The following is a 25,185-nucleotide window of genomic DNA, read 5'->3' on the forward strand; positions in this document are numbered from 1 at the left end:
AATCGCTGAAATTCCTTTGCCGTATACATTTACCATTTTCGGATAAGTCTAATGAATATGAGTAGGAGCTAAGGTCTCCAGTAGAGATATTGCCCTGTGCCTTCAGAGTAATTCCGCCACCATTTACTCCTGTGCCATTAAATGCACCCTGAATATCTAACGAGGCATTCTTACCAAAAAAAATCCCATTGGGATTAATTAAAAATAAATTTGCTGCTCCCTCCACTCCTAATTTCCCTAAAATATTAGAAGGATTACTACCAGTAATGCGAGTTAATATATTCTCAATTCCTACAGGGTTAGCAAAATAAACACTTCTTCCTGAATCTACATTAAATTCTTGGAAACTATGAAATAAATTTGTACCTCTAATTGCTCCCTTTTCTATACGGTCACTGAGTGCATCAACCGGGGCGACAACTGAGCTTTCTTTACTTAATGTATTATCCGGGTTAAGTTGGGCATTACTTGGCTGCGCCTGGGTTTTGCCGGTCAAGCCACTGACAATTAGCCAACTCAGCAATCCTGCCAACCCGAACTGCAAACACCTGTGTAATCTGTAGTTTTTCGTCATCTGGTGTTATTTATCCGATTTGCTTAAGTATCCAATAGAACTGCACCCTTGGATCGTACATAAGCAAACATTCGTTAATTATGCAGTTTTCTGCAATGGTGCGATCGCATTTCTGCATTCTCCAGGTATGAAAACTGTACGCAAACAAGCAGAAAAGGTCGATGTGTTGCATGAATATGTCGGATATTGTGTAATATCATGTCCGTATAATTAGTTATGATTTCCACAGTCATTGCACCCCACCCCCAGCCCCTCCCCGCAGGCGGGGAGGGGAGACAAAGCATAGCTTTGGCGGGGTGGGGTTCTTCGGGTTTAATAAGCAATCAAGCGGACATGATATAACTCATCGGCAACAGTAAAACTACTGCTCGCGTACCAATAAGGCGATGGAAGATTTATCCGAATACCTTTGCCTTAAATGAATAGGTGTAACACCTAGTAAAGCACGGCGGAAATAAACTGGCAAAAGCTTTTTTAATCTCTTTATTTCTAAAAAAATTGAGTACCTTTAAAAACATTCCCCTTATAAACACAGAGAGAAACAAAATTTTGCAAAATACTCCAATATGTGATACAGAGTTGCTTATACTGCGATCGCTAACCTAGATTAACCCATTAGCGATCGCCACTTTTTTCTCCGTCACTCTCAATGTACAAGTAGTTCTTGTCAACATTGCAATATTCCTCATCAATGCTGGAACATTTCTCATCAACATTGCAATATTTCTCACCAACATTGCAATATTCCTCATCAACATTGCAATATTCCTCACCAACATTGCAATATTCCTCATCAATGCTGGAACATTTCTCATCAACATTAGAATATTTCTGTATAACCTATTTCCCAGCCGGACATATTTGCTGCACTTTTTGGGGAAGTTGCCGACACACTTGCTGAAATCCTTGAGGATTAATTTTCCACAACCAATAAGGGAATTCCAAGAAATAAATTATCCAATATTGTGGAGTGGGCATCCTGCCCGCCCAGTCCATAGGGCGGGCGAGACGCCCACCCCACAAGAAAAGTTGTATATTTTTTTATTTGTCAGTCCCTAAACGAAGTTATCTAAGTTGATTCCGGTTATGACGTTGATAAAGAAAGCGCTTTCAGTTTAGCTGATGATTTAAGCTCGTGTTGCAATCATACGGCGTAATTTTGTATTTCTTATTCCCAGCGATCGCTTTATCTGTTAAATGCGTAGTTTTATACTCAAACTGGGTATTACAAATAAATACTTTAGATGAAAAAGGTTTTCAAGATGATTTTAAGCTTTAAAAATACCAGTGCTGTGTGTGCCATATTTTTATTAGTCAGTGTCAGCAGTTTTCACAAGTCAGCTATAGCCAATATAAACAATCAGTCCCAAATAATAGCACAGCAGAGTAAAACTCAGCCAAACCCAGTTTTTAAATCTATTCTGCCTAAATTAAAGCAAAAAACTCAAATTCGGATTCTTTTACCGAAGTTTATTCCTGAGTCGGATGGGGAAAATCCAATTTACGCAACTATAGAAGCTGCTACGCAAAAAAAGTATGATATTTTACTGGGTTATAGTCCAGACTGTAATGGTGCTTCTGCCTGTCGTTTAGGCGTTGTTTCTGCTGAAGCCGTAACCCGCAAAACACCCAGCCTGACTGGGAAACGTGTATCCTTAGCTAAGGGAATTACTGGCTATTTTGTAGATTTTACTTGTGGTGCTGGTTGCTCAGATGCTACCTTGACTTGGAGACAACAGGGTGTGCAATATGTTTTTGGATTGAAAGCAGGCGATCGCACTTCTTTAGTAAAAATGGCTAATTCTGCGATTAATCCCTAGCTAGCGTCATTTGATTGTACTTCCCAACGAAACAGCCGCGGCAATTGAGATACATCTATAGCGTAGTTAACAATCCACATCACCAATTCAAAAATCAATACATATCGTACCCACTGCAACTCGCTTGTAGAATCCAAAAGTGTCAAACCCTCATACAACTGCCAGAAGCGGTAAGGCAGATATATATAAGGAACCATCACCCAGACAACATTTTGCAACTGCCTGAGTGTCACTCTTTCTGAAATGATTTGCAACCCTAAAACGATAAAATACCAAGCAAGCACAGTTAACACCGTGCGATCGCCCCACCATACACCCCACAATAACATGACCACTAAGGGCGGCACTATTGCTAGCAGTTGTACCGAGCCAAACCAGATTTTATACCAACCGGGAAATGGTAAAGGTAGAGTATAAGGCTTTGTGTTTTTCCACCCCCAGTTCACAACTACAATAAAAAGTGTGGCAATAAGGAAAAAGAGGAGATTTTCTAGGAACAGATACAGGTTGATGTTTAAGGAAGTCATGAGGGTATTATCAAACTCTGATGTTTATGTGTCAAGTCGCTTTGCTCCAATTCGTAATTCGTAATTCGTAATTCGTAATTGTTACCCCATCCATGAATGGAGAGGCTTGAAAAAGGAATAAACTTTTTCTTTTTCATAATTAAAATTAGGAGCTTGTACCCTCAATCTCATTAATTAATAATTAATTCATAATTCATAAATTTTTAACTACGAATTATGAATTATGAATTACGAATTATTCGGTCATTATATCTACACAAAATACCAAAGATATTTCAACTTTTGTTTGCTCTATTTTCTTGTACGAAATGAAGAATCGATGGTACTAAAGAAATAACTATAATTAATCCAATAATCGGTAACAAATACTTATCTACCTGTTCAGGTGGCAGAGATTTTCCTAAGAAAAACCCTAATAGGGTAATGCCGAATGTCCAAATAAAGCCACCAATTAAGTTGTAAGACATAAATGTGCGATAATGCATTGCACCAATCCCAGCCACGATGGGCGCGAAAGTGCGTACAATGGGTAAAAAGCGTGCCAAGACAATCGTTTTTTTACCGTGCTGGTGATAAAAGTTCTGAGTTTTCACAAGATGTTTTTTATGAAACAGCCATGAATCTTCCTTATTAAATAATCTTCTGCCAAATTTATGCCCAGTCACATAGCCAACATTGTCACCTAAGACTGCACAAATAAAAGCACCAATTATCAGAACCCAAATGTTCAATAAATTCTGAGATGCGACAAATCCAGCAGTGAACAATAAGCTATCCCCAGGCAGAAAAAAACCAATCAACAAGCCAGATTCAGCAAAGACAATCGCCCAGACCCCAAAATAGCCAAGTGATTTAATCAGTTGTGGCAAATCCAGATGCATAGAATTTTTACTTTTCTTTCAATAGATCCACAACATCTTAACGTTCAGCAATTTTATTGAATAAAAAGTAATATTAAATTTCTGTAAATTTATTATGTCATCTGAAGAAATGTAATGACAGATGACAGGTTTTGAGTTATTGGTGCAAGAAACAAAGACATTTGAAAGTATAGCAAAAGCCTTAGTCATTAAGACATCAACAGATGATAAAACTTAGATACAAAAAGACTTTTCACCCAGTCCCCATTATCCCTTATCCCCTTCAGGGGCCCCACCATCCTCAGTCCCCAGTCCCCAGTCCCTTACTATACTAAGAATATTTTGGGGTACTGCGATGCCTACGGCGAGCTTTGCTAACGCAGCAGAGTTGGAATATCGTGTTAACTTTTTTATAGCTACCCTTAGAGATATGAAAAGTCAGCAATTTCCTCCTGGAAGCTTTGGTATACCTGTATTAGGTGAAACACCCTCCTTTATTTTCGACCGCAATTTCGCTAAAAAGCGCTATCGCCAGTATGGGCCCATCTTCAAAACTCATCTTCTTGGCAGACCGACTGTAGTGATGGTCGGGCCGGAAGCATTAGAGTTGGTTTTGTCAAGCCAAATGGAGAATTTTTCTTGGCGCGAGGGATGGCCTGATAATTTCAAGACATTACTGGGTGAATCACTTTTTCTGCAAGATGGAGAAGAACACCGCAGAAACCGTCGCTTGATGATGCCAGCATTGCATGGCCCAGCATTGGCGAATTATGTCTCCACAATGGAAGATATTACACGTAGTTATCTGCAAAAGTGGGAGAAGCAGCAGGAATTTACTTGGTTCCAAGAATTTAAACAGCTGACGTTTGATATTGCCAGTCAATTGTTGTTGGGTACGCGTCCTGGCCCTGAATGTGTGCGTTTTAGCAAATTGTTTGCAGCCATGACAAATGGACTGTTTGCGATTAATCCGTTGCCCTTGCCATTTACAACATTTGGTAAAGCTATAGCTGCTCGTAATCAGATTTTAGAGCATCTAACTGAAGTTGTTAGAGAACGTCAGCAAAATCCGACAAAAGATGCTCTGAGTTTATTAGTGCAAGCCCAAGATGAAGAAGGGAACCGGATGAGTGAAAAAGAACTCATCGCTCAGGCGTTACTATTACTATTTGCTGGACATGAAACTACTACTTCGATGCTGACTTGGTTGGGTGTAGAGTTAGCCCGTCATCCAGAAGTACTCGAAAAAGCAAGAGTTGAACAATTGCAACTTGCAAGTAAAGGTAATTTGGATTTAGAACAATTAGGGAAAATGCCCTATTTAGAGCAGGTTTTGTGGGAAGTTGAAAGATTGCATCAACCTGTCGGAGGCGGGTTTCGTGGTGTGATTAAAGACTTTGAGTTTAAAGGTTATCACGTTCCTGCTGGTTGGCAGTTATACTATTCAATTGGAGTTACTCACCGAATTGAAGAAATTTATTCTGAACCAGACCGATTTGAGCCAGACCGTTTCAGTCCCCAGCGCCAAGAAAACAAAAAGTATCCTTTTAGTTTAGTTGGTTTTGGCGGTGGGCCGCGCATCTGTATTGGCCTAGCCTTTGCCAAAATGGAAATGAAGATTGTTGCTGCTCATCTTCTACGCAATTATCATTGGGAGATATTACCCAATCAAAGTTTAGAGGAAGTTGTAGTTCCCACTAATCGCCCGAAAGATGGATTGCGGGTTAGATTTCAACCTCGGTAAAATGTTTTATGACATCCCAAATAAACATACATTTGCCTAACGGAGTTTTACAACGCTTGCAAAGTGTGAAAGATTTTGTGGGCGGGGGCGTTAACTCTCTAAGTAACTCAGCGCAACAAGCTGGTGAGTCTTTGAAGACAACAGCCACTACTACAACTGATAGAGCAATTGATACAGTCACAACAAGTTTAGAGCAAACTTGGCAAACTGCTGATAAATTTAAGAGTACAACATCGGGCGCAGTTAAAGATGCGATCGCATCTTCTGTAAGTGATTGGTTGACACAACATCCGATATTTTTTCGGTTAGTTCAAATACTAGGTTGGGGAGCTAATCACCCAATTATTAGTGTAGTAATTTTGCTGTTTGCACTTGCTCTACTTTGGAGCATCATCAAAGCAATTGTCCGCTTAATTGAAACAGCTAGTTGGTCAATACTCAAAGTTCCATTAAAATTGCTTCAGGCTTTGATTAAAGTTAGTTTTTTATCCTTAACTAAAGTTGGAAATTTTGCCGTTCAAAGAATCACAAGTACCAAAACAACTGATAATGCGCCTTTACTACCTGAAAGTTTTCAACCAAATAAACAACAACGATTAGCAGAAATTTCTAGTCGTTTGGAAGCAATTCAAAAGGAACAACATCAGCTTTTACAAGAAGCGGCAGACTTGATTGCTGCCGACACAATTGATATAGAAGTATCAAAAATTAAACAGCTAAAAAGCGCTGAATCACATCTTGGCTGAGTTCGGTGGTGGAACCGGAGGCGACAATACCACCTTTTTGCATAGCGTAATAGTAATCCGCCTGACGGACAAAGTGTAAATGTTGCTCTACTAATAACACCGAAATACCTGTGGTCTCGACGATACGACGGACTGCGGCTTCAATTTCTAGGATGATGGAGGGTTGAATACCTTCGGTGGGTTCATCTAAAACGAGTAATTGAGGTTCTCCCATTAAAGCACGTGCGATCGCTAATTGTTGCTGCTGTCCTCCACTTAAATCACCACCCATCCGCGAAAGCATGGTTTTTAACACCGGAAATAAACTAAAAACTTCCTCTGAAATTTCTGCTTTTTTTACTGGTTTGCGTCTAGCTTCCAACCCCAGCAGTAGATTTTCTTTAACTGTCAACCGAGGGATAATCTCTCGTCCTTGGGGGACATAACCAATTCCCAACTTTGCCCTTTGGTCTGGAGATTTGGAGTTGATTAATTCTTCAGCTAAATTAATAGTACCGCTGCGGGGTTTGAGTAAACCCATGATAGTTTTGAGTAAGGTAGTTTTTCCGACACCATTGCGTCCAATTAGGCAAACCATTTGCCCAGATGGTACGCTCAAATCTACGTTGCGGAGAATATGGCTTTCGCCGTAATAAACGTTAAGGTTAGAAATTTTGAGCATATAAAGAACTTTTAACTGTTTAGTTTTGATATCAAGTCTCTAATTGGCGATTCCTCTGTTAATAAATATCTGGTTAACTCCTTATGATAGCTGATTGCAAATGCAATTAATGATATTTTAGATGATGCTTTAGCTCATCGAAAGAGTTCAAACTACGCCAAAATCTAAATAAACGCGATCACATCTTACTAACATCTTATTAACAATGCAGATTACTCAAAGTCTCCATACAGCGATTCTTGTGACTGACTTAGAACGCTCTGAACATTTTTATGGCAAAGTATTGGGATTATCCAAAATAGATCGTTCTCTAAACTACCCTGGTGCATGGTATCAAGTCGGTGACTATCAAATTCACCTGATAGTTTCAACCACTGTCCCCACGGAAAACCCAAACCAAAAATGGGGACGTAATCCCCACGTCGCCTTCACTGTAACTGACTTAAACGCCGCCAAACAGGAATTCCTCAATCATAATTATCCCATTCAAGCTAGCGCTTCCGGTCGCGCTGCCCTGTTCACTCAAGACCCGGATGGGAATATTATCGAGTTGAGTCAGCAGTGAGAGGGAGCAGGGGAGCAGGGGAGCAGGGGAGCAGGGGAGCAGGGGGAGAATAACTCCTAACTCAGCACTCATTACTCATTACTCAACACTGTTTTGCCCAATGCCCAATCCCCAATACCCAATCCCCAGTCCCCAATCCCTCTTCTATTCTGGTAATTTATATTGCCCCACAATACGCTTGGCAAACTCTGGAACGTGCGCTTCTAATTTCTCTGGATGATTTCGCTTTACATACAAATAATTCCGGGTAAAGTGAGAATCAATGGAAAATCGCGCATATTCTAGACCCTTGGGGCCGATTTTTTCGATTACCACACCCATCAGTTTTGCTGCCCACATCGGCAGGGTAACGCCTTTATCGTAAGCGGGAATACTTTGTTGTACGGCTTCTTTTCGGTTGCCTTTAGACGTTACTGGTTGGGTGTCTAACTGGTCTTTCACTAAATCTAGCATTTCCTTACCAGTGTCATTTCTAACTACAATCCATTGCCAGCCGAAGGCTGCGCCCATGTAACCAACAACTAAGTCGGCTAGGGAGTTGACGTAATCAAAGCAACTCATACAGGATGGGGCAAACACATCTTTGAGTTTGTTAGTCTTCAAGCCAAAGAAAGGCACGGTTTCTGATGAGCCATCTTCATGTTTGAAGTGAACCCGAAAGTCTTGCATAAATTCGTAATGCACAACTGTATCAGGCGATCGGCTGGTGGTTTCTAAGAATTTTTGCAGTCCGGCGCGGTTAACATTATCTACGCAGGGCGTACCCAAAACATACAGCTTTTCTAAACCAAGTTGTTTTTCTACGGCTCGTAATGCCTGAATTTGGCAACCAACACCAATTACCAACAGCCGCTTCATTCCCGATTTTTCCACCTGTTCTAATATGGAAAGGTTCGGAGAAAGTGTTGGTTTATTTACTCGTGCTGCTAGTATTTCTTCTGGAGTCCGGGCGATGACGGGCATCGGTTGAAAGCGGTCTTCTTTGGTGTTTTGCACGCAGACTACACCTTCAACTAAGCCGCGATTCAGCATTTCAATGGCAATGCTGCTCACAATACCCGTCCATTGTGCGCCTTCGATGGGCTGCTGTTTCTTGGCCGCTATCATGTCTTGATGAACGCCAAAGTAGAGTTCATCGGGGTTTTCAAGATGGCGCGATCGCGTGTGTGTTTCTTCTTCAAGTTCGCCTATTTGCTGATTAATAAAAGCGCAAGCTTCCTTGACATAGTGAATATAATATGTATCGCATAGCCCACACTCGCTACAGAGTTCTTTGGCTGGGCGGCGGCTAGTAGGTTTTAAGGCTCTGGCTTTTTTGTGAGGAGAAACTGAGGTCATATAAACTTTTTGTTTTATCCAGGAATCGCTTTTATTACAATACCTTCACTCGCTATGAACTTGACGATAGAGGATGAACTAGACATTGTAATATTTTGAAACGCAGAGGGACGCAAAGTAAACGCAAAGTAACGCAGAGTTTTTACCTAATTTATTTTGCTACGAATTAATTAAATATTGTACTGAGGCTTTGATGAGGAACTATAGAAATACAATCGCACTCAGCGATGAGTAGAAGAAATAGAATTTGATTTTTGATACACAGATAAAAGCAGACATTCCCAAACTAGTCGCGGTTGAGCGTAAGCAAGCAAGTATTTTCGAGATTCTTCTAGCTGGTTAATGATACTAGGTTGATGCCACTGCTGCCAGTAAAATTGCTGAAGATAATCAACTAACCACAGTTGTGCTTCTGTATCTAAATCCTTATCAATTTTTTTGGCTAACTCTAAGGCGTTACGGTAAGATTTAGGCGCTTTTTTCAAGTCTCCGAGTAACTCATCAGGAATAGCTTGTAATTGCTTGTAAGATGCGATCGCACTTCCCGCACTACCAGCTGCTATGCTCAATACTGCCTGATTTGACAAAATTTCCTGATGACCTGTTTGTGTGAGTACAACAGCTAAAGACTGTGCATTTAAGCGATAAAAAGGAATGCGTTGACAGCGTGATACCAAAGTCGGCAACACAGATTCAAGTGTCGGTGCAATTAAAATTAATGTCGCCTGTCCCGGTTCTTCCAAGGTTTTAAGTAAAGCATTGGCTGCGGCTTCTGCCATTGTTTGCGCTTCTTCCACCACTACCACATTTCTCGGCGCTTCTAAGGGCGGACGACCTAAAAACTCGGTAATTCCCCGAATTTGCTCTAGTCGAATTACAGGTGATCCCTTAAGCTTGAGTCCTTTTTCGGCTGCTTCTGCTGCTGTTAATCGTTGTCCCTGATATTGGTACGTTGGTTCCACCCACAATAAAGCTGGATGGTTCCCCTGACGCAAACGGTTTTGTAAAGATGCAGTAACTCCCATCCCATTAGAAAATAGCAATTCCACAAAACATCTGGCTGCTAAACTCCTGCCTACACCATCTGGCCCCACAAATAAGTAGGCTGGAGGAACCCGGTTTTGTCTGACAGCCTGAGTGAGTAATTCTATGGCTTGCTGTTGTCCGATAACTGGTGCAAATGGATCGTTAGTCATTATACGACAGAGTTATCTAACCTGTTTTTCGTCGGAGCAAGTGCCGGATATCCGAGTGTACCAGGTGTGATTGGGAATGGGATGGATGTTGTAGAACTGCTGACAGGGAAATCGGTATGGCATAAAGCTGAAATACCTCAGCCTTTGGTGGCAGTTGGTTAATGAGTGCCCAAGTGCTGAGTACGATTCTTACTTTTATACTCAGCACTGTTTGGGTAAATTAGCAATCAAACCTTAGACGTGAGAAATTTGGATATCTCCGCGTGTGCCAACACAGCACCAGGTTCGCGCTGGAGAGCGTTGTAATACTTTCTCTCAAAGGTATTACCGGTCTCTAACGGTACAATGAGTGTACGGGCATCAGCAATCAATTTTTGGAAATCGTCCAACAATATCGGTTCATCTGCTTGGAGCATTTCATCAACTTGCACAACCATCTCAGAAATGCGATGTAGCCAAGCAAATTGTTCGTGAGCGATAACTAGCTGAAGAAGTTCTGCACTTGATACTCGTCCGCTAATCTGTTCGTAGGCAATGCGTTCTGTCTCCAGCAACATCTTGTGAAGGTGGAGTAATTTGTTTCGTAAATCACGCAGATATTGATGCTGACGTATTCTTTCTGTAAGTGTGTTAGAAGTCAATGTTACTTATCCTCTCGTTACAATAGTCTTCAATGGCTTAAATAATTTCTAAGCATTGAGAATTGGGCATTGGGATGGAATTAGGAAAGAGGTGATAGATAACAGGTGATAGGGAATAATCTGTACCCTGTAACCTTTAACCTATTTTTTTCTTCTTCCCCATGCCCTGGTGAATGAAGTTTTTTATCTATTTGGTTTCCTTGCTAAGAAGCATTATAATGAGCATATCTTTTTATATCCGTTATATCTTATATCTGATTAATCATATATTAGCATAAAATTATAAGAAGTACACAGTGTAGAACCGAGCGAGAAAATATCAATTATGGGAAAACCATCTTCATGTCGCTAGCAAATGTAATTTTAGGTCTTCTTCAGCAGCAAGAAATGACGGGCTACGACCTCAAAACGAGCTGCTTCGATCAATGCGTTGCCCATTTATGGCCAGCAGATCAGGCACAAATTTACAGAACTCTCGATAAGCTAGTTGAGCAAGGCTGGATTACCTGTAACATTGAGATTCAACACGATCGCCCCAACCGCAAAGTCTACAGTGTGACGGAGCTAGGGAAAGCGGAATTTAGGCGATGGCTAGGGATTCATCAGCCCTTACCGACTATCAGAGAACCTTTACTCGTCCAGTTGCATTTTGCAGATCAGTTGTCGAATGAAACCATCATTGACCTACTAAAGCAACAATTAGCGGCTCGAAGCAAAAAGCTGGCTGAATGTGAAACCATCGATTTGCCATCAATCGGTGATGAATCTGCCAACCGCAACCAGGTGATGCAAAGGCTGGTGCTGGAGTTGATCATCCGAAGAGAAGAAACTTATATTGATTGGTTAAAGACAGTAATCGAAGTTGTCAGTCGCCAAGAGCCATATCCATTTACCAAGAAAGAATTCAGGAGTCAGGAGGTCACTGAGCGACTTGCCTTGAGCGAAGTCGAAAGGAGTCGAAGTGAGCCAGAATTCTCCAATTGAATTTTGAACGAAAGAGCAGATGAATCGTGGATTATTTGTAGGTTTAGTAACTTTAGATTTGATTTACCTTGCTGACTCTCCCCCTAAGAATAATCAGAAGATTGTCGCTACTGACTATACTGTAGCGGCAGGGGGCCCAGCAACAAACGCGGCTGTAACTTTCAATTATTTAGGAAATCAGGCTACAGTCTTAGGTGTAGTGGGTTCTCACCCAATGACGCAGCTGATTCGAGATGACTTGGCAAATTACAAAGTTGCGATCGCAGACCTTGAGCCTACCATTGATTTAGTACCGCCTGTATCTTCGATTATTGTCACTGAAGCTACAGGTGAACGCGCTGTGGTTTCGATCAATGCTGTCAAAACTCAAGCTAGCAGCGCCTCTATCCCGCCAGATATTTTGCAGAATGTCGATATCGTACTGATTGATGGACATCAGATGGTGGTTGGTGATTCCATAGCTCAAATGGCTAAAGCCAATAATATCCGAGTAGCGATCGATGGTGGTAGTTGGAAGCCTGGATTTGAGCAAATTCTACCGTTTGTAGATTACGCTATCTGTTCAGCTAATTTTTATCCCCCCAACTGCCAGACTGGAGAAGACGTATTTAGCTATCTCAGTGGATTTGACATTCCTCATATCGCCATTACCCACGGACAAGAACCAATTGAATACTTGAGTGGCACTAAAACTGGTATCGTAGATGTGCCGCAGATTCAAGCAGTTGATACGTTAGGGGCTGGAGATATTTTCCACGGTGCTTTTTGTCATTACATTTTAAGCCAAAGCTTTACTGATGCACTGGCACTGGCAGCTAATATTGCTGCTGATTCCTGTAAATTTTTTGGTACTCGGCGCTGGATGGATTTAAGATAATTCGTAATTCGTAATTCGTAATTCGTAATTTGTAATTAGTTAAACTAAGTATCGCTGTGCGCCCCTAATCACGTTATGCATATTTTTAAATAGGCCAAATTAATGAAAGATTTACAAGAAATATTAGCGATCGCTCGTGAGGTAGGTTGGGGCGCAGCAGATATACTGCGATCGTATTACCACGGCACAGCAAAAGACCCTGATTTAGAAATCCAATATAAGCAGAATGAGCCTGTCACTGTTGCCGATGTAGCTGTAAGTCAATACATTTTGCAGAGGCTACAAGCAACTTTGGGTAACGAAGATTTTGCTTACATCAGCGAAGAAACTTATCAATCGTCAAGTAGTGGTATACAGGCTTCTGCCCCTTGGGTATGGATAATTGACCCTTTGGATGGCACGCGAGATTTTATCAAAAAAACTGGCGACTATGCAGTTCACATTGCTTTAGTCAAGGAAACACGCCCAGTGTTGGCAGTGGTGGCAGTACCAGAGGCTCATAAGTTATATTACGCTACCAAAGGCGGGGGTACATTTGTAGAAACCCGCAACGAATCTGTTCCTTTACAAGTGTCTTCAGGTAAAGGAATTGAGGATTTAACCTTAGTCGTTAGTCGCTCTCACCGCAACCAACGGTTAGATCATCTGCTACAAAATTTACCCTGTCAAAATCAGAAATCTGTGGGTAGTGTAGGCTGCAAAATCGCCACCATTGTTGAGCAACAAGCAGATATCTACATTTCCCTTTCCGGCAAGTCTGCGCCCAAAGACTGGGATATCGCCGCTCCAGAATTGATTTTAACAGAAGCCGGTGGTAAATTTACCCACTTCGACGGCACTCCATTGCAGTATAACACTGGTGATATCAATCAATGGGGAGGTTTGCTAGCTAGTAATGGTGAATATCACGAACTACTATGTAAAAAAGCAGAAGGGATCTTAGCGCAATTTGACCATAGCTAACGGGATACTGGATGATGAATATTTTTTAATTTGCTTTAATTTGCTTTTAAAACAGTCGATCGTGGTATGATTAATCTGATTACGAATAATAATCTTTAGCTCTTAGTCCACAGCTTAATTTTGAAAACACTAAATATCTGGGCGATCGCGAGTTAATTACGATTTCCGATTAAAAGTGTAACTTGATATAGTACAAGCAAAAAAAGCCAGTCTTTAGAAAGTCTGCAAACCGTCTTTAAAGGTTTGATTTGTGAATAAAATTCACTATCAGACAATATTCAAAGGCTGAATGCTGTGCTACACTCATGGACATAAAGATTATTTTCGGTTGAGTAACTCGTTTTGATTTCTAAAAACCGTCTCTCCGAATTTAACTCTCTACACTCCCTGAATTCGGAGATTTCTATGTCAATTTACGTCGGAAACCTGTCCTATCAGGTTACAGAAGATGACCTAAAGCAGGCTTTTGCAGAATACGGAACAGTAAACCGTGTTCAACTCCCCACAGATCGGGAAACAGGCCGGCCGCGTGGGTTCGCTTTTGTGGAAATGGAATCAGACACACAAGAACAAGCTGCCATTGATGCACTTGATGGCGCTGAGTGGATGGGACGTGATTTGAAAGTGAACAAAGCTAAACCTCGTGAGGAAAGAAGCAACTCCTCTCGCGGTAGCTGGGGTGGCGGTAATAATGCCCGCCGCAACAACAATCGCTACTAAGTCGATTCCTGAAAATTTCACATTTAGAGTCTCCAGCAGATAAAGCCAAAGGCTCCATTCTGCTGGAATATTTTATTTGGTATCTAGTCTTGAACTATTCATCCATATTAAGGAGGAATGAGAATGACACAAGTAGTTTTAGGAGAAAATGAAGGTATTGAATCAGCCTTGAGAAGATTTAAACGGGAAGTTTCTAAAGCAGGAATTTTCCAAGATATGAGAAAAAAGCGTCACTTTGAGACGCCGATAGAAAAAGAGAAGCGTAAAGCAATTGCTAGGCACAAACAACGTCGTCAACAACGTTCTCGCTTCAATTAAAAGTCCAAGCAAATTTGCCCTTCGATTTGACATCTAGCCAACATCTCTTCATTGTTGCCATAGCACTGGCAAGCCACAAGTAATTAGCATACATCAATCAATAAACAACATTGTTCGTAGTATCGCAGTATTGACTTTCGGCGCTACTGAATTATACATGTTTTCAATTGCGTGAAGTATGGGCTTACAGCTAGCTATGCGCCCCTAACTAATATCGTGTCCGGTAAAGACTTATCATTAATCCCGCAGTTCTTGCTGGGGGCTTCTTAGCTAGGGGAAAGAGGAATTTTCCCGTTTCTGCATAGATTACGGGAATTATAACTAATTAACCGGACATGATATTACTCATCTTCGCACTCACTACTTTGATCGTAAGCGATTATCCGCACATGATATAACGATTACCTAGCATTTCTCCAGGTTACGGTTATACTGCTATCATTGCTGGCTCTACTGGTCAGATCGATTTACTGAGTGTTATTTGATTCAGGGTATCTGGGTGGCAAATTAGTACTGACTAAATTGAGACATCCTTTAGCTGGAATGTTTCAAGGTATTTTATTGTTTTCTTTTTTCTTTCAGCAGTAGATATATTAATTACAACAGGCTAGGAATAATATCAAGTCCGGGTAATTCCAATTTAATAAGTAATCACGCGGGCATGATATAAGGTATGGGAACATCAGGGAGAAACCAATCCCCAATAACTAATATTTGAGGAGATTTAATGTGTCTAGTCGTAAATTATCTTTATTACTGAAAATAATAATTGTTATATTGGTTACTGGTGCTAGTAGTTTAGGTATCAGCTTGCTTTTAACCACAAGCGGATTTGAGCATTTGTTGGGAATTCTCAAGCCAAAAAGCGAGAATGCTAAAGCGAGTCATAACAAGCTGATGAGTGCAGATGCACAGAACATAAATCCAGTCACAGAGCAGATGAATGAAGTGCCAAAGGCATTTCAGGGAGCAATCGTTTATCAAGGGAAACTAAAACCGAATGAGAAAGTTATTGCCCTAACTTTTGATGATGGCCCCAGCCCCAAAAATACGGCACAGATTTTAGAAATCTTGAAGAAAAATGATATCAAAGCCACATTCTTCATGATCGGGGAAATGGTGAAATATTTTCCTCAAGTTGCCAAGCAAGTGGCTGCTGATGGTCACATAATTGGTAATCACACATGGCATCATTGGTATCGCCACATGGACTTAGCTACTGCGGCTAGTGAAATCGATCGTACAGCAGAAATCATCTACAAGACTACTGGAGAGAAAACTAATCTATTTCGTCCTCCTGGGGGTTTTCTGAATAATGGACTAGCCGAATATGCCAGAAACGAGAAATACGCTGTCATGATGTGGTCAGAACAATCGGGAGATGCTGAACGTCATTCGCCTCCAGTTACGGGGCTGGTCAAAAATGTGCTGAAATATGCAAAACCCGGTGCAATTGTCCTGCTGCACGATGGAGGCGGCAACCGTTCTAAATCTGTCAAGGCTTTACCAGAAATGATCGCAGGTTTAAAAGCCCAAGGCTATAAATTTGTGACAATTCCCCAACTACTGGAAATACAAGCCCAAGAAAAAAGTGTGGAGACAGCAGCATCACCTGTGGTAATAAATCAAGAAGATCCAAACCAACAACTTAATCATCAGTGATATCCCAATACGGTTCGGTTAAGGTTTTTTGATGAAAATTATTGCTCGTCAAAGACGCGATAAATCGCCGTCTCTACAAAGGACTGATTATTGTAGAGACGGCGATTCATTGCGTCTCTTGCCTTGAACAAACAGTATTGAGTGATATCCTGTCCAGGTAATTAGTTAGTTTATTGGCCAGCAATGCGATTGTTTCGACTAACAATGGGATTGTGTCGGCTGACAATGCTAAGACAGCAATCTAAAATCGGGTTTCATACTCAACTTGGAGTTGATTTTCATCCCCCACATCAGTTGAGCCTCGCATCAGAATTTCGTCATTGACTCGATAGAGGACATTGAAACGGAAAGATTCATCGCTAGAAAGAGCGCGTGATAAAGATGCAGAGAAATTTTTATTAATATCAAACACACCTTCCGCTGATAAATTAAGAATTGAAGCTCTTGATGTTTTTGATTCATCATTATTAATCGATGGAGTCGGAAATATCCGAAATTCACTAAAACCAACAGCCTGTCCGATCGCAGTGATAGTTCCTTGTAAACTACCTAAAATGGTAGAACTAGCGAAATTAGTCAGCCCTTGGCCTGCATCTGCTTGACCGAAAGAACCCAGAATTGAGCCACCCAGCAAAGCAACTATTTCTCCCTTACTACGGCTAGGTTCGCTCGTCAATTCTAGATTGTCACCCAATTTGCTAGCTGGCCCGTTCACCCTCGCTTGAACGGTAACGCTACGTAAAGTCCCAAAGTTGTTTACAGAAACATCGCTGACTTCAGAAGACAATGGTGATTCCAAAGTTTGAGTGTTCCTTGCTGATGCTTCCGGTACAATTGCCGTCAGTCGGACATCCAAAGTCGGGTCAAGTCCTTGACTTGGAGTAAACCGCGCAGTTTGTTCGTAGCCCCGCGCCAAGGTGAACTCAGTGGAAAATAAGCTCAGTCGTCCTCCTGTCAAACGAATGACTCCTTCAGGAAGCGGTTTGGCTAATGTACCATTAATGGTCAAGTCGCCTGTTGCGTCAAACCTCAATAGGGGCTGACTTAATGCCGCTCCTCCTGGTACAAAGCTGAGTAGGGACTGAGTTGTAACCCGAATATCTTTGCCTAAAATCAACTTTAAATCTGCAAACGTTACAGGTAAGTTGGGTGGAGTTGCGGGAAGAGTGCTTGCGTCTGTTGTCGCCACTGAGTTAGTGCTTCCATCCACTGTAACCACTGAGTTAGTGCTTCCGTCCACTGTAGCTACTGAGTTAGGGTTATTCTCTGCTGTCGGTGTGGCGTTAGGGTTAACTTGTTGTCTATCTAGATTTATGACCTTAGTGTTAGACTCTGCTGTAGCTGCTGATTTTTTAGCCGTAGTAGGCGAGTTGCCAATAATTACCTGACCATCACTCAGTTGAATCTCTCCGCCAATTACAGGTTTTAAGGCTGTGCCGCGAACCACGACATCGCCACCAACACCACCTTCATACAGTCCTGCAAGCTTAAAATTGAGTTTGTCTGCTATTGATACTGTCAGGGGATTAGCTGCGGCTTGTTGAGCATCAAAAATTGGCAAGATGCCTGATGCAGTTACTTGCCCTTGATTGTAATTACCTTGGATATTTTCAACGCTTACCGTAGTACCATTAAATAGTGCTGTTCCTGTGACATTCGTGAGAGGATCGGATAAGGCTTGAGCGCTAAAAGTTGCATTATTAAATGTGGCGTTGCCGTTGATAATTGGTTCGGTTAAAGTACCTTTAACGTTTAAATCTACTTTTCCTTGACCGTCTACCCAAGCGACTTGATTGTTGGTAAGCAGATTTAACAGTGCCAATCCTTCATTTTGCACATTGGCGTCGATGTTGATTTGATTGCTATCAGGTTGCACTTTGGCAAAAGGCAAAGGAGCAGGTACGCTACCTGTAACGGCAACTGGCTGCGTTCCGGTCACGAGTAAGGTACTATCAAAATTCAAGCGAGCGTTGTTGTAATCAAAGTTCACTTGTCCTGTTTGTACGGGTTGTTTATTAAGGGTCGCATTCGCTAGCGCCACTTTCCCTTGAACTCTGGGGTCTTGCAAACTCCCTGCTAAAGTGGCGTCAGCATTTACATTACCAGTGATATCTACGGGGTATTTTTCGATAAAAGGTTCTAAAAGTGATAAAGGCAGACTGGCTACATTCAATTTTCCAGATACTTGCTCGGTTCCTAACTGTCCTGAAAACGCCACTAGTCCTCGATCGATCCCCACACTCAAGGGTGAAAGGGTGACGATACCATCGGCGAAAGTACCTTGAGCAACGACTGGATTGATGGAATAATTACCCCATTGCCAGTTAGCACCTTGAAAATTAAAGCCAACATTCAACCCAGATTTTAACGAGCCATTGGCTGTAATTGCTCCGCTTAAAGCACCTGTTAATTCTGCAAGGCTGGGTAAAGATGCGGTTTGTTTTTTCTCTACTTGCTGTTCTTTGGCGATCGCTGTTGTAATATTCGAGAAATATGCTAACTGTGTTTTCAAATCTGCATCCGGCAAACTGACAGGCTCAGTTTCCAGTACTTCGGCTCCTGCTAACGTCGGAGGCTGCAACCCGGTACTGAGGTCTTTAAAATCGAAGATATTAAATGCTTGTAAGAGTCTCTGGATTTTCGCTTCGGCAAAATTAGCTTGGAATTGAAATTGCGGGTCATTCCCTGCTTGCACATTACCACTGAGAGCGATGTTGCTATCGCCAATCCGCAATAGACCATTAGCCAAGCTAGCTGTACCATCAGCATAATTGATGTTGCCGCGAAATTCATCGGCTGCAACTCTGGCAACGCGAGGTGCTGCGATCGCCACATCTCCCGCAATGGCATAATTATTTAAATTAACAACTAAATTACCCGATAATTGCCCCCCCAGAGGTTTCAATTGATTGTTAGGTAAAAAGCCGCCAACCAAAGCGATGGGAAACTGTTGGGCGTTGATTATCAAGTTATCTCCCTCAGTTCTACCCGTAGTAACTGCTTCATCGCGTTTAACTAAAAATGAAGTGGGACGATAATCTGCGCCTAAGTTAAGGGCAATCCGGTCTTGTTTCCCAGCTAATCGCAGACTTCCTCCTTGTCCGCCTTGAAAATTCACGTTTCCAGTTAAAAGTCGGTCAAACGCCAAGTTACTCACATTGAAATTCCGCAGCCGGATATTCCCATTAGCTTGCGGGACATCTGGAGTTCCTGTAACTTTTCCATTAAAATCAAGTCGCCCTGCTATTGCTACGTCCCCAGGAACTTTAAAGCCAGTATTTTGTAGGTTGAAATTCTGCGCCAGTACATTTAAATCAAATCCGGCAATTTGGGGTGCGCCAGTTGGGGGAGACTGAATAGCGATCGCACCATTAGCAGTAAATCCTGCGGTACTTGCATTTTCAACGATAATCTGCTGTCCATTCCACTGAAATCTTGCAGTTAGCGGTTTCGCCAGCTGCGCTACTCCTTGGGGAAGGCTGATTTGTCCGGCGGCACGAATATCTGCAAGTTGGAAAGATTGGGTTGTGCCTGCTAACTGAATATTGCTATTCAGCCGTCCTCGCAGTTGTGGTGAGAAACGGTTGAGTTGAATTTGAGAAGTTTTGACAGATCCTTGCCAGCGTTGTTGTGCAAGTTGACCTTGAGCTGTGATTGTCCCACCGGCGACGTTCACAACCGCATCGGGAAAGACGATATTCTCTCCTTGTTTGGTAACAACAACTCGTCCGGTGGTGGGATAGGTAGCACTAGGCGCTTGCACCCGCGCGACTGTTTGCAGATTGCTCAAAGTACCGGAAATATCGGCATTTGCCGAGACATTCCCAATGGTAATGGAGGGTGAGGAATTGTAGGCTTTGGCGATCGCATCCCCTGGTATATTTTTTGCTTGCACATTCAATGCCACCCTACCTTGGGGTGCAAGCTGAACTCGTCCGCTAGCTGTGACTTGCCCTCCCACATCTGGATTTGCTTGAACGCGAGAAACGTTGACATTTAACGGTGTACCCAAAGAACCAGAAATTTTAGCGTTCGCAGATATACCACCAACATTAATCGGAGTTGAAATGCCGTAACCTTGAGCGATCGCATTTCCTGGGATACCTTGAGCTTGAATATCTACGCCTACTTCACCTTGAGGAGCAAGTTGAATTTGACCATTGGCGGTGATTTGTCCTCCGGCTGGCGGCGTTATCTGAACATTGGAAACATCAAGTTTTAAAGGCTGTTTGCGAAGTGAGCCAGAAATTTGAGCTTTTGCGGAAACATTCCCCACTGCGATCGGTAGAGTAACACCATAGCTGCGTGCTAGTATATCTCCTGATATTCCATCAGCTTGAGCATTAAATATTACTCCATCTTTAGCTCCCAAATTAGCTTGACCGCCTCCGGTAATTTCACCACCAGCGGCGGGGACTATTTTCAGATTGGAGACAGTAAGTTGAGATGCAGTTTTAGATGCATTCAAGCGAAAATCAGTGTTGATGGTATTAAATTGAATGCGGTCAACTTGAATCGGTTTGGTATTACTTACTGTACCGCTGACTACTGGTTGCTCAAGTGCGCCGCCTACCTGAATTTTTGCCTGAATTTCGCCACTAGCTGGAACTGACGAATTTACTTTCAATGTATCTAAGATATTTTTCGCAGTAACAGGTTTTATCAGAGCAGAGACATTAAAACCTGTTTGAGTATTAATTGTTCCATTAGCCACAATCGGAACTTTGCCAAAGTTCGTACTCAGATTATCTAAAGTAACTGTCTGACCTTGAAATAGAAATTTCCCATTAAAATTAGAAACCGGCTGAGGAATATTTTGAATTTTAGCGGTGATTTGATTAGCTGTAGCTGTTCCCGTAATTGCGATGTCTGAAAGTTTGGGTGGAATCTGAACTCCTAAGTCAGCATTTAAATACCCTGCTTGCAGAGCGATGGGTAACTGAATTAATCGAGTGATATCGGATGCTTGTAAATTTTGGGCTGAAAGTTGCAGGTTAGTTTGTTGAGCTTTTACTTGGGTTTCGCCAACAATTTTAGCAGCGCCTCCCCTAGTGAATTGAGTATTGAAGTCATAACCGATCCTTTGATTTCGATCGGAAAATCGGGCAATACCACCAACTCGATCTAATATGACTGAGCCGTTGGGTTTAGTCAGTGCAGTGAATGGCATTAACTCTACATTGCCATCTTGAATTTGAAGTGACTGCAACTCAGTTTGAATAAAACCTTGTCCCTCTCCAGCCTTAACTTGGGCTGTCACCCAACGACCATCTTTATCTTGTTGAATGTAGACATTGGGTTGAACTAAGGTGACATTTAATGCTAATTTTCGGCTAAGAAGAAGTTGCAATGGCGAGAACTGCACATCCAAAGCTTTTGCTACCACCCGATCTGCATCGGTGGGAGTGGCTGGTATCGATAGAGAGCTAAATCTCAGACTAGAAAGCGAAAAACGTTCAACGTTCCCAACTTTTACTGGACGCCCCAGTAATTGCTCAAGATTTTGCTGTACTAACGGTGCTAAATCTTTATATACATAGTTTCTAGCCCACCAAGCACCAACTATAATTCCAATTAGTAAAACCCCACCTAGAGCCAAACTGGTACGTCCTAAAAGCAGGAGCCACAGACGACGGTTAGATGGTTCCTGATTGTTTTCTGAATTTGGCGATCGCGTCATGATTGTTAGTACTACCAGTAATTTTTCTGGAGTGAGGCTAGAGACAAATTAGTTAGTTGTATCAGCAAGTTACAATTTATGGTTTCACAATATCAGGACTTACGCAAGAACTTTGTGGCAAGCTGCTTGTATTTTCGAGGGGAGGCTGCGCCAATAAGACGCATTTGCAGTGCGTCTATGTTATTTCATGATTTTGTCTAATTCCTGAATTTATTTCGATTAATAATTTTTCACCAGACGTTAGTTTTGTTCGTTTTGAGATTTGGAAACTTTGCTGGTATAGATATTATCTTTAACACAGTCAGTAATATTTGATTAAATGACTTTATAATCGCTCCTGTATATACGACCCTGGTTATAAACTTTAACTTTCCAGAATCTAACTTAGTATAGATGACAATGATGATTTAGCCTTCCATTATTCAGGAGGCAAATGTATATGCGAACACACTTACAAAATATCTATGAATAAAGCTTAGGTTTATGCAAAGTTATCAGATAATTTTATCCATTAATTAATCAAGTTAAATTTGATACTTAGGCTGTGCTATTAGAGGATATTTTAAAAGTCCTGAAAGGTATAATTTTGCAGTTATACACTCGGTAAACTTGGGGATGCGATCGCTAAAACTTGCAGTGGCGATGGAAGACCGAACTCGGCGCAAGCAGGCGGTAGAGATGCGAGAAAATTGGCAGAGGCGTTGGCACAAGTGCAAAGTGAGTTAAAGTCAGTCTTGGGTTAGTTCTATTTTTTGAAGGGCGGCCGTTTTGCCGTCCATACTAGAAATTGCTTAAGCGTAGATACTTTTTGCTATGCTCTTTTTTTAACAACCTTTCAAATGAATCGATCAAAATTTTGAGCAATAGTTTATGAGTGTTAACGCTTTTGTTGATCATGGCTTTCCTCCAGGTCAGGAATTCTGTGTAAAAGTTCTATCTAGCCCGGAATTTACTGTTGAAACCCTTGGAATTATTTCATCACAGACAAGTCGGCTTAAAAAAGCTGAATTAGCAGTAGATATAGCGAATGGACTTGAAAAAGGTAAACTTACTTCAGATGAGATATTACTTGCTTATGTCAAACAGTCAAGAAGATGGTTGAGCTTGAAACTAGGTACGTGCGTTCGTACACCTAATTTAAACTCTTCTGCATCTTTGTTACAGGAATTTGGTCAGGATGGTTGGTACGGGCCAATTTACGAACCGAATCAACCCAAGAAAAAATGGTATATCCGAACTTATAGAATTGTCGATTATGTGCGTCGAGGGTCTGGAACTGCTAGCCAATTAGATGAACGGTATATTCGCTGGTCTGTAATTGCTGAGGTAGACAAAGATTACTTAGCTTTATCCTGGGATGGATTTACCTATAGTTCAACAGCCGATGAACACATAGAACAACGTACTCAATTCCCTTTCTGGAATCATATTCCTGGATTTTTTGATGAATTAGCTAATCATTGCCAAGCTCAGTGGACACATCCCAATCTCCATCAGCTTGTTCTGCATGATATGTGGGATAAATACCTCAATAAATCAATAAATGGTGTTTGCTATAAATGGAAACATTTGAGGATTCGAGCCGAAGCTTCTGGACTTTTTATAAATGCTCATAGTTCTGGAATTCAAGAAATTGATGTTAGAGGATTACAAGCTCTATCGCAAAAATTAGCTCATTCTGTTCTAAATATACTTGGTTTGTCCGGTGAGCAAGAAAAAATAAGTAATGCTGAAGATGCGATTTTATTTACCTTAATCAAAGATTGGGGTACTAAATCTTATGAATTTGAATTAGACAGGGAATTAATACCGAATGAAATAAAAACAGGAATATTAATAGCTAATGAAATAGAAACAGAGATATTAACAGAAGTTAAATTAAAACAGATTATCAAAGCACATTGCTATTTTGGACTCAAGCCTAACTCTAAAACTCAAGATTCTCTTCAACACCTCAAGTGCTATTCAGGGTATTATGGTGGTAGTACTCGTGTTCTTGAGTTTCTGCTAAAAGAACTTGGATTTTAAGGCTAAGGTCATGACTAGCTTCATCCACAAGGGTCATTTGGACTTCTTATCTGAAAAACAGAAGGCTGAACTGAGCAAGCATTTTCTGACGGCATCGACAACAGCAATGCCGCATCAACTTGCTGTACGGTTGGGTATAGAATACTCTAATGCTTTGGCACTCTTAGCAGACCTTGAAGCAGAAGGAGTCTGTGAAATGAAGCTTCTTATATATCATAATTGTGAGCCAGATGTTCCTGCGGGTGCAATTCCTTACGGTATAGGGTTTCCTGATTTACCTTGGATTTGTCCGCATTGTGAAAGTATTGTAGAAAATTATAATGAGCTATCGTTTGATCTGATGGCGACATCTAAGCAATCAATTGAATTTGTTTGATTAAATTATGCCAACTCAAGACGAACTTGTAGAATCTATAATTAATGCTATGGATTTGCTGGAATTAGGAAATCCAGCATTAAATAAGTTAGCTTCTTATCTGTATAAAACAGATGTTAAACTTTCTGAATATTTGGATGACCTTAAGATATTTACTCAATTAAAAAAACCCACACTCCAAGAAACACAAGAAGCTGGTAAGCTGCTAGAACAGATTGTACTTCTAGTATTTAAAGGACTAAAAGGGGTTCAAAGCATTAAAAGTTTTCAGTCGGCAGGGCCTCAATATGATTTGTTAGTTACTGGTGATGATATTTTTTGGCAAAATGTCTGTAAAACTTTATATCTTGAGTGGAATCAGAGAGATATAGTTATCGAGGCGAAAGCAACAAAAGCATCTGTGCCAGATAAGCAATTTGCTCGACTGTGCAGCATCATGGATTTAAATTTAAAAAGTGCAGGTCTTGGTATTTTTATTACACTTAATGGAGCAACAGGTTTTCCTAAAAAAGGTGATCCAAGGACAAGAAAAGTTAGTGATTGTAGACTTCGCCAAATACTTTTTCATGCCAAAACAAATAAAATGATAGTTGTTCTAGACAAGGATGATATATATGAGTTGACAAAAAATGGTACTCTAATTCAAATGCTATCTCGGAAAATAAGAGATTTATTTGAACTAAGTGGTTTACCTACTTCTCCGGCTGAACAATTTCAAGAGATAGATTTACCTCCTCATTTGAAAATGTTGTATTATTCGGCTAGCTAGCAGATATGGAATCAGGTAATTTACTATCCTGATACCACTACGCCGAAATATTCAGATGCAGAGAGTCACAGTTGATGAGATTCAATGAGATCCTTTGAAATACCTAAATCAAGTTGAGGCGGTTGAGGCATGAATG

The 25,185-nt window shown here is 41.2% G+C and carries 22 protein-coding genes and 2 pseudogenes; 14 read left to right on the forward strand and 10 right to left on the reverse strand.

What is annotated here, in order from left to right; genetic code table 11:
- The 3 genes from RMX89_RS28440 to RMX89_RS28450 form a co-directional block, all read right to left on the reverse strand.
- A partial coding sequence (locus tag RMX89_RS28440; RefSeq protein ID WP_322691291.1) for a filamentous hemagglutinin N-terminal domain-containing protein occupies nt 1-574 on the reverse strand: 574 nt, incomplete at its 3' end.
- A 602-nt stretch (nt 575-1,176) separates the two neighbouring features.
- Entirely contained in the window at nt 1,177-1,395 is a 219-nt protein-coding gene (locus RMX89_RS28445) for a hypothetical protein (RefSeq protein ID WP_322691292.1), read from the reverse strand.
- 19 nt (nt 1,396-1,414) lie between these two features.
- Nucleotides 1,415-1,552: a hypothetical protein gene (locus RMX89_RS28450; protein WP_322691293.1), complete on the reverse strand. Its 138-nt coding sequence runs from the start codon at nt 1,550-1,552 to the stop codon at nt 1,415-1,417.
- Nucleotides 1,553-1,836: 284 nt separating this feature from the next.
- Here RMX89_RS28450 and RMX89_RS28455 point away from each other — a divergent pair, with 284 nt between their 5' ends.
- Nucleotides 1,837-2,394, forward strand: a complete 558-nt coding sequence (locus tag RMX89_RS28455) for a hypothetical protein (RefSeq protein WP_322675352.1) — start codon at nt 1,837-1,839, stop codon at nt 2,392-2,394.
- On the opposite strand, the gene RMX89_RS28460 is transcribed toward RMX89_RS28455, so the two are convergent.
- Nucleotides 2,391-2,921, reverse strand: coding sequence for a hypothetical protein (locus RMX89_RS28460; RefSeq protein WP_322691294.1), 531 nt, complete (start codon nt 2,919-2,921; stop codon nt 2,391-2,393). The two genes, RMX89_RS28455 and RMX89_RS28460, sit on opposite strands and share 4 nt — an antisense overlap.
- A gap of 275 nt (nt 2,922-3,196) precedes the next feature.
- On the reverse strand, nt 3,197-3,802 hold the full coding sequence (locus RMX89_RS28465; protein ID WP_322691295.1) for a DedA family protein: 606 nt from the start codon (nt 3,800-3,802) through the stop codon (nt 3,197-3,199).
- A gap of 409 nt (nt 3,803-4,211) precedes the next feature.
- Here RMX89_RS28465 and RMX89_RS28470 point away from each other — a divergent pair, with 409 nt between their 5' ends.
- Both RMX89_RS28470 and RMX89_RS28475 read left to right on the forward strand, forming a co-directional pair.
- On the forward strand, nt 4,212-5,525 hold the full coding sequence (locus RMX89_RS28470; RefSeq protein WP_322675354.1) for a cytochrome P450: 1,314 nt from the start codon (nt 4,212-4,214) through the stop codon (nt 5,523-5,525).
- Between the two features lie 8 nt (nt 5,526-5,533).
- The gene (locus tag RMX89_RS28475; protein ID WP_322691296.1) at nt 5,534-6,271 is read left to right on the forward strand and encodes a hypothetical protein; all 738 of its coding nucleotides are present in this window, start codon (nt 5,534-5,536) and stop codon (nt 6,269-6,271) included.
- On the opposite strand, the gene urtE is transcribed toward RMX89_RS28475, so the two are convergent.
- Nucleotides 6,234-6,932 carry an urea ABC transporter ATP-binding subunit UrtE gene (gene urtE, locus RMX89_RS28480; protein WP_099101646.1) on the reverse strand — a complete coding sequence of 233 codons (699 nt, stop codon included), beginning with the start codon at nt 6,930-6,932 and terminating at the stop codon, nt 6,234-6,236. The genes RMX89_RS28475 and urtE overlap by 38 nt on opposite strands.
- Before the next feature lie 205 nt (nt 6,933-7,137).
- Here urtE and RMX89_RS28485 point away from each other — a divergent pair, with 205 nt between their 5' ends.
- A complete protein-coding gene (locus tag RMX89_RS28485; protein ID WP_322675348.1) occupies nt 7,138-7,497 on the forward strand; it encodes a VOC family protein in 360 nt (119 codons plus the stop codon).
- A 144-nt stretch (nt 7,498-7,641) separates the two neighbouring features.
- Here RMX89_RS28485 and RMX89_RS28490 read toward each other — a convergent pair whose 3' ends face one another.
- Nucleotides 7,642-8,835, reverse strand: coding sequence for a Coenzyme F420 hydrogenase/dehydrogenase, beta subunit C-terminal domain (locus tag RMX89_RS28490; protein WP_322675347.1), 1,194 nt, complete (start codon nt 8,833-8,835; stop codon nt 7,642-7,644).
- Between the two features lie 221 nt (nt 8,836-9,056).
- Entirely contained in the window at nt 9,057-10,031 is a 975-nt protein-coding gene (locus RMX89_RS28495) for a DNA polymerase III subunit delta' (protein WP_322691297.1), read from the reverse strand.
- Between RMX89_RS28495 and RMX89_RS28500 the strand changes: the two are divergent.
- Nucleotides 10,032-10,193: pseudogene (locus RMX89_RS28500) on the forward strand (NAD(P)/FAD-dependent oxidoreductase); the annotation flags it as partial.
- Between the two features lie 65 nt (nt 10,194-10,258).
- Here the strand turns inward: RMX89_RS28500 and RMX89_RS28505 are convergent.
- Nucleotides 10,259-10,672 (reverse strand): hypothetical protein, encoded by a 414-nt coding sequence (locus RMX89_RS28505; protein ID WP_322675346.1) that lies wholly within the window; start codon nt 10,670-10,672, stop codon nt 10,259-10,261.
- Between the two features lie 342 nt (nt 10,673-11,014).
- On the opposite strand from RMX89_RS28505, the pseudogene RMX89_RS28510 reads away from it, so the two are divergent.
- From RMX89_RS28510 to RMX89_RS28535, 6 genes and pseudogenes are all read left to right on the forward strand, one after another.
- Nucleotides 11,015-11,548, forward strand: a pseudogene (locus tag RMX89_RS28510) (PadR family transcriptional regulator); the annotation flags it as partial.
- A 127-nt stretch (nt 11,549-11,675) separates the two neighbouring features.
- Nucleotides 11,676-12,533, forward strand: a complete 858-nt coding sequence (locus tag RMX89_RS28515; RefSeq protein ID WP_322691298.1) for a sugar kinase — start codon at nt 11,676-11,678, stop codon at nt 12,531-12,533.
- Nucleotides 12,534-12,635: 102 nt separating this feature from the next.
- Nucleotides 12,636-13,496, forward strand: coding sequence for a 3'(2'),5'-bisphosphate nucleotidase CysQ (locus RMX89_RS28520; RefSeq protein WP_322691299.1), 861 nt, complete (start codon nt 12,636-12,638; stop codon nt 13,494-13,496).
- Nucleotides 13,497-13,901: 405 nt separating this feature from the next.
- Nucleotides 13,902-14,216, forward strand: a complete 315-nt coding sequence (locus RMX89_RS28525; protein WP_292779617.1) for an RNA recognition motif domain-containing protein — start codon at nt 13,902-13,904, stop codon at nt 14,214-14,216.
- Between the two features lie 123 nt (nt 14,217-14,339).
- Nucleotides 14,340-14,534: a 30S ribosomal protein S21 gene (rpsU, locus tag RMX89_RS28530; protein ID WP_069073011.1), complete on the forward strand. Its 195-nt coding sequence runs from the start codon at nt 14,340-14,342 to the stop codon at nt 14,532-14,534.
- A gap of 729 nt (nt 14,535-15,263) precedes the next feature.
- A complete protein-coding gene (locus RMX89_RS28535) occupies nt 15,264-16,196 on the forward strand; it encodes a polysaccharide deacetylase family protein (RefSeq protein ID WP_322691300.1) in 933 nt (310 codons plus the stop codon).
- 241 nt (nt 16,197-16,437) lie between these two features.
- Here RMX89_RS28535 and RMX89_RS28540 read toward each other — a convergent pair whose 3' ends face one another.
- Nucleotides 16,438-21,876: a translocation/assembly module TamB domain-containing protein gene (locus RMX89_RS28540; protein ID WP_322691301.1), complete on the reverse strand. Its 5,439-nt coding sequence runs from the start codon at nt 21,874-21,876 to the stop codon at nt 16,438-16,440.
- Between the two features lie 870 nt (nt 21,877-22,746).
- Here RMX89_RS28540 and RMX89_RS28545 point away from each other — a divergent pair.
- Genes RMX89_RS28545 through RMX89_RS28555 form a run of 3 tightly spaced genes read left to right on the forward strand, consistent with a single transcriptional unit; the run spans nt 22,747 to nt 25,049 of the window.
- Nucleotides 22,747-23,904: a hypothetical protein gene (locus tag RMX89_RS28545; RefSeq protein ID WP_322691302.1), complete on the forward strand. Its 1,158-nt coding sequence runs from the start codon at nt 22,747-22,749 to the stop codon at nt 23,902-23,904.
- A gap of 10 nt (nt 23,905-23,914) precedes the next feature.
- The gene (locus tag RMX89_RS28550; protein WP_322684450.1) at nt 23,915-24,280 is read left to right on the forward strand and encodes a hypothetical protein; all 366 of its coding nucleotides are present in this window, start codon (nt 23,915-23,917) and stop codon (nt 24,278-24,280) included.
- A 7-nt stretch (nt 24,281-24,287) separates the two neighbouring features.
- Nucleotides 24,288-25,049 (forward strand): hypothetical protein, encoded by a 762-nt coding sequence (locus RMX89_RS28555; protein WP_322684449.1) that lies wholly within the window; start codon nt 24,288-24,290, stop codon nt 25,047-25,049.
- Nucleotides 25,050-25,185: the final 136 nt, after the last annotated feature.

The sequence above is a fragment of the Nostoc sp. DedSLP04 genome (assembly GCF_034530775.1).
Lineage (GTDB): Bacteria > Cyanobacteriota > Cyanobacteriia > Cyanobacteriales > Nostocaceae > Nostoc.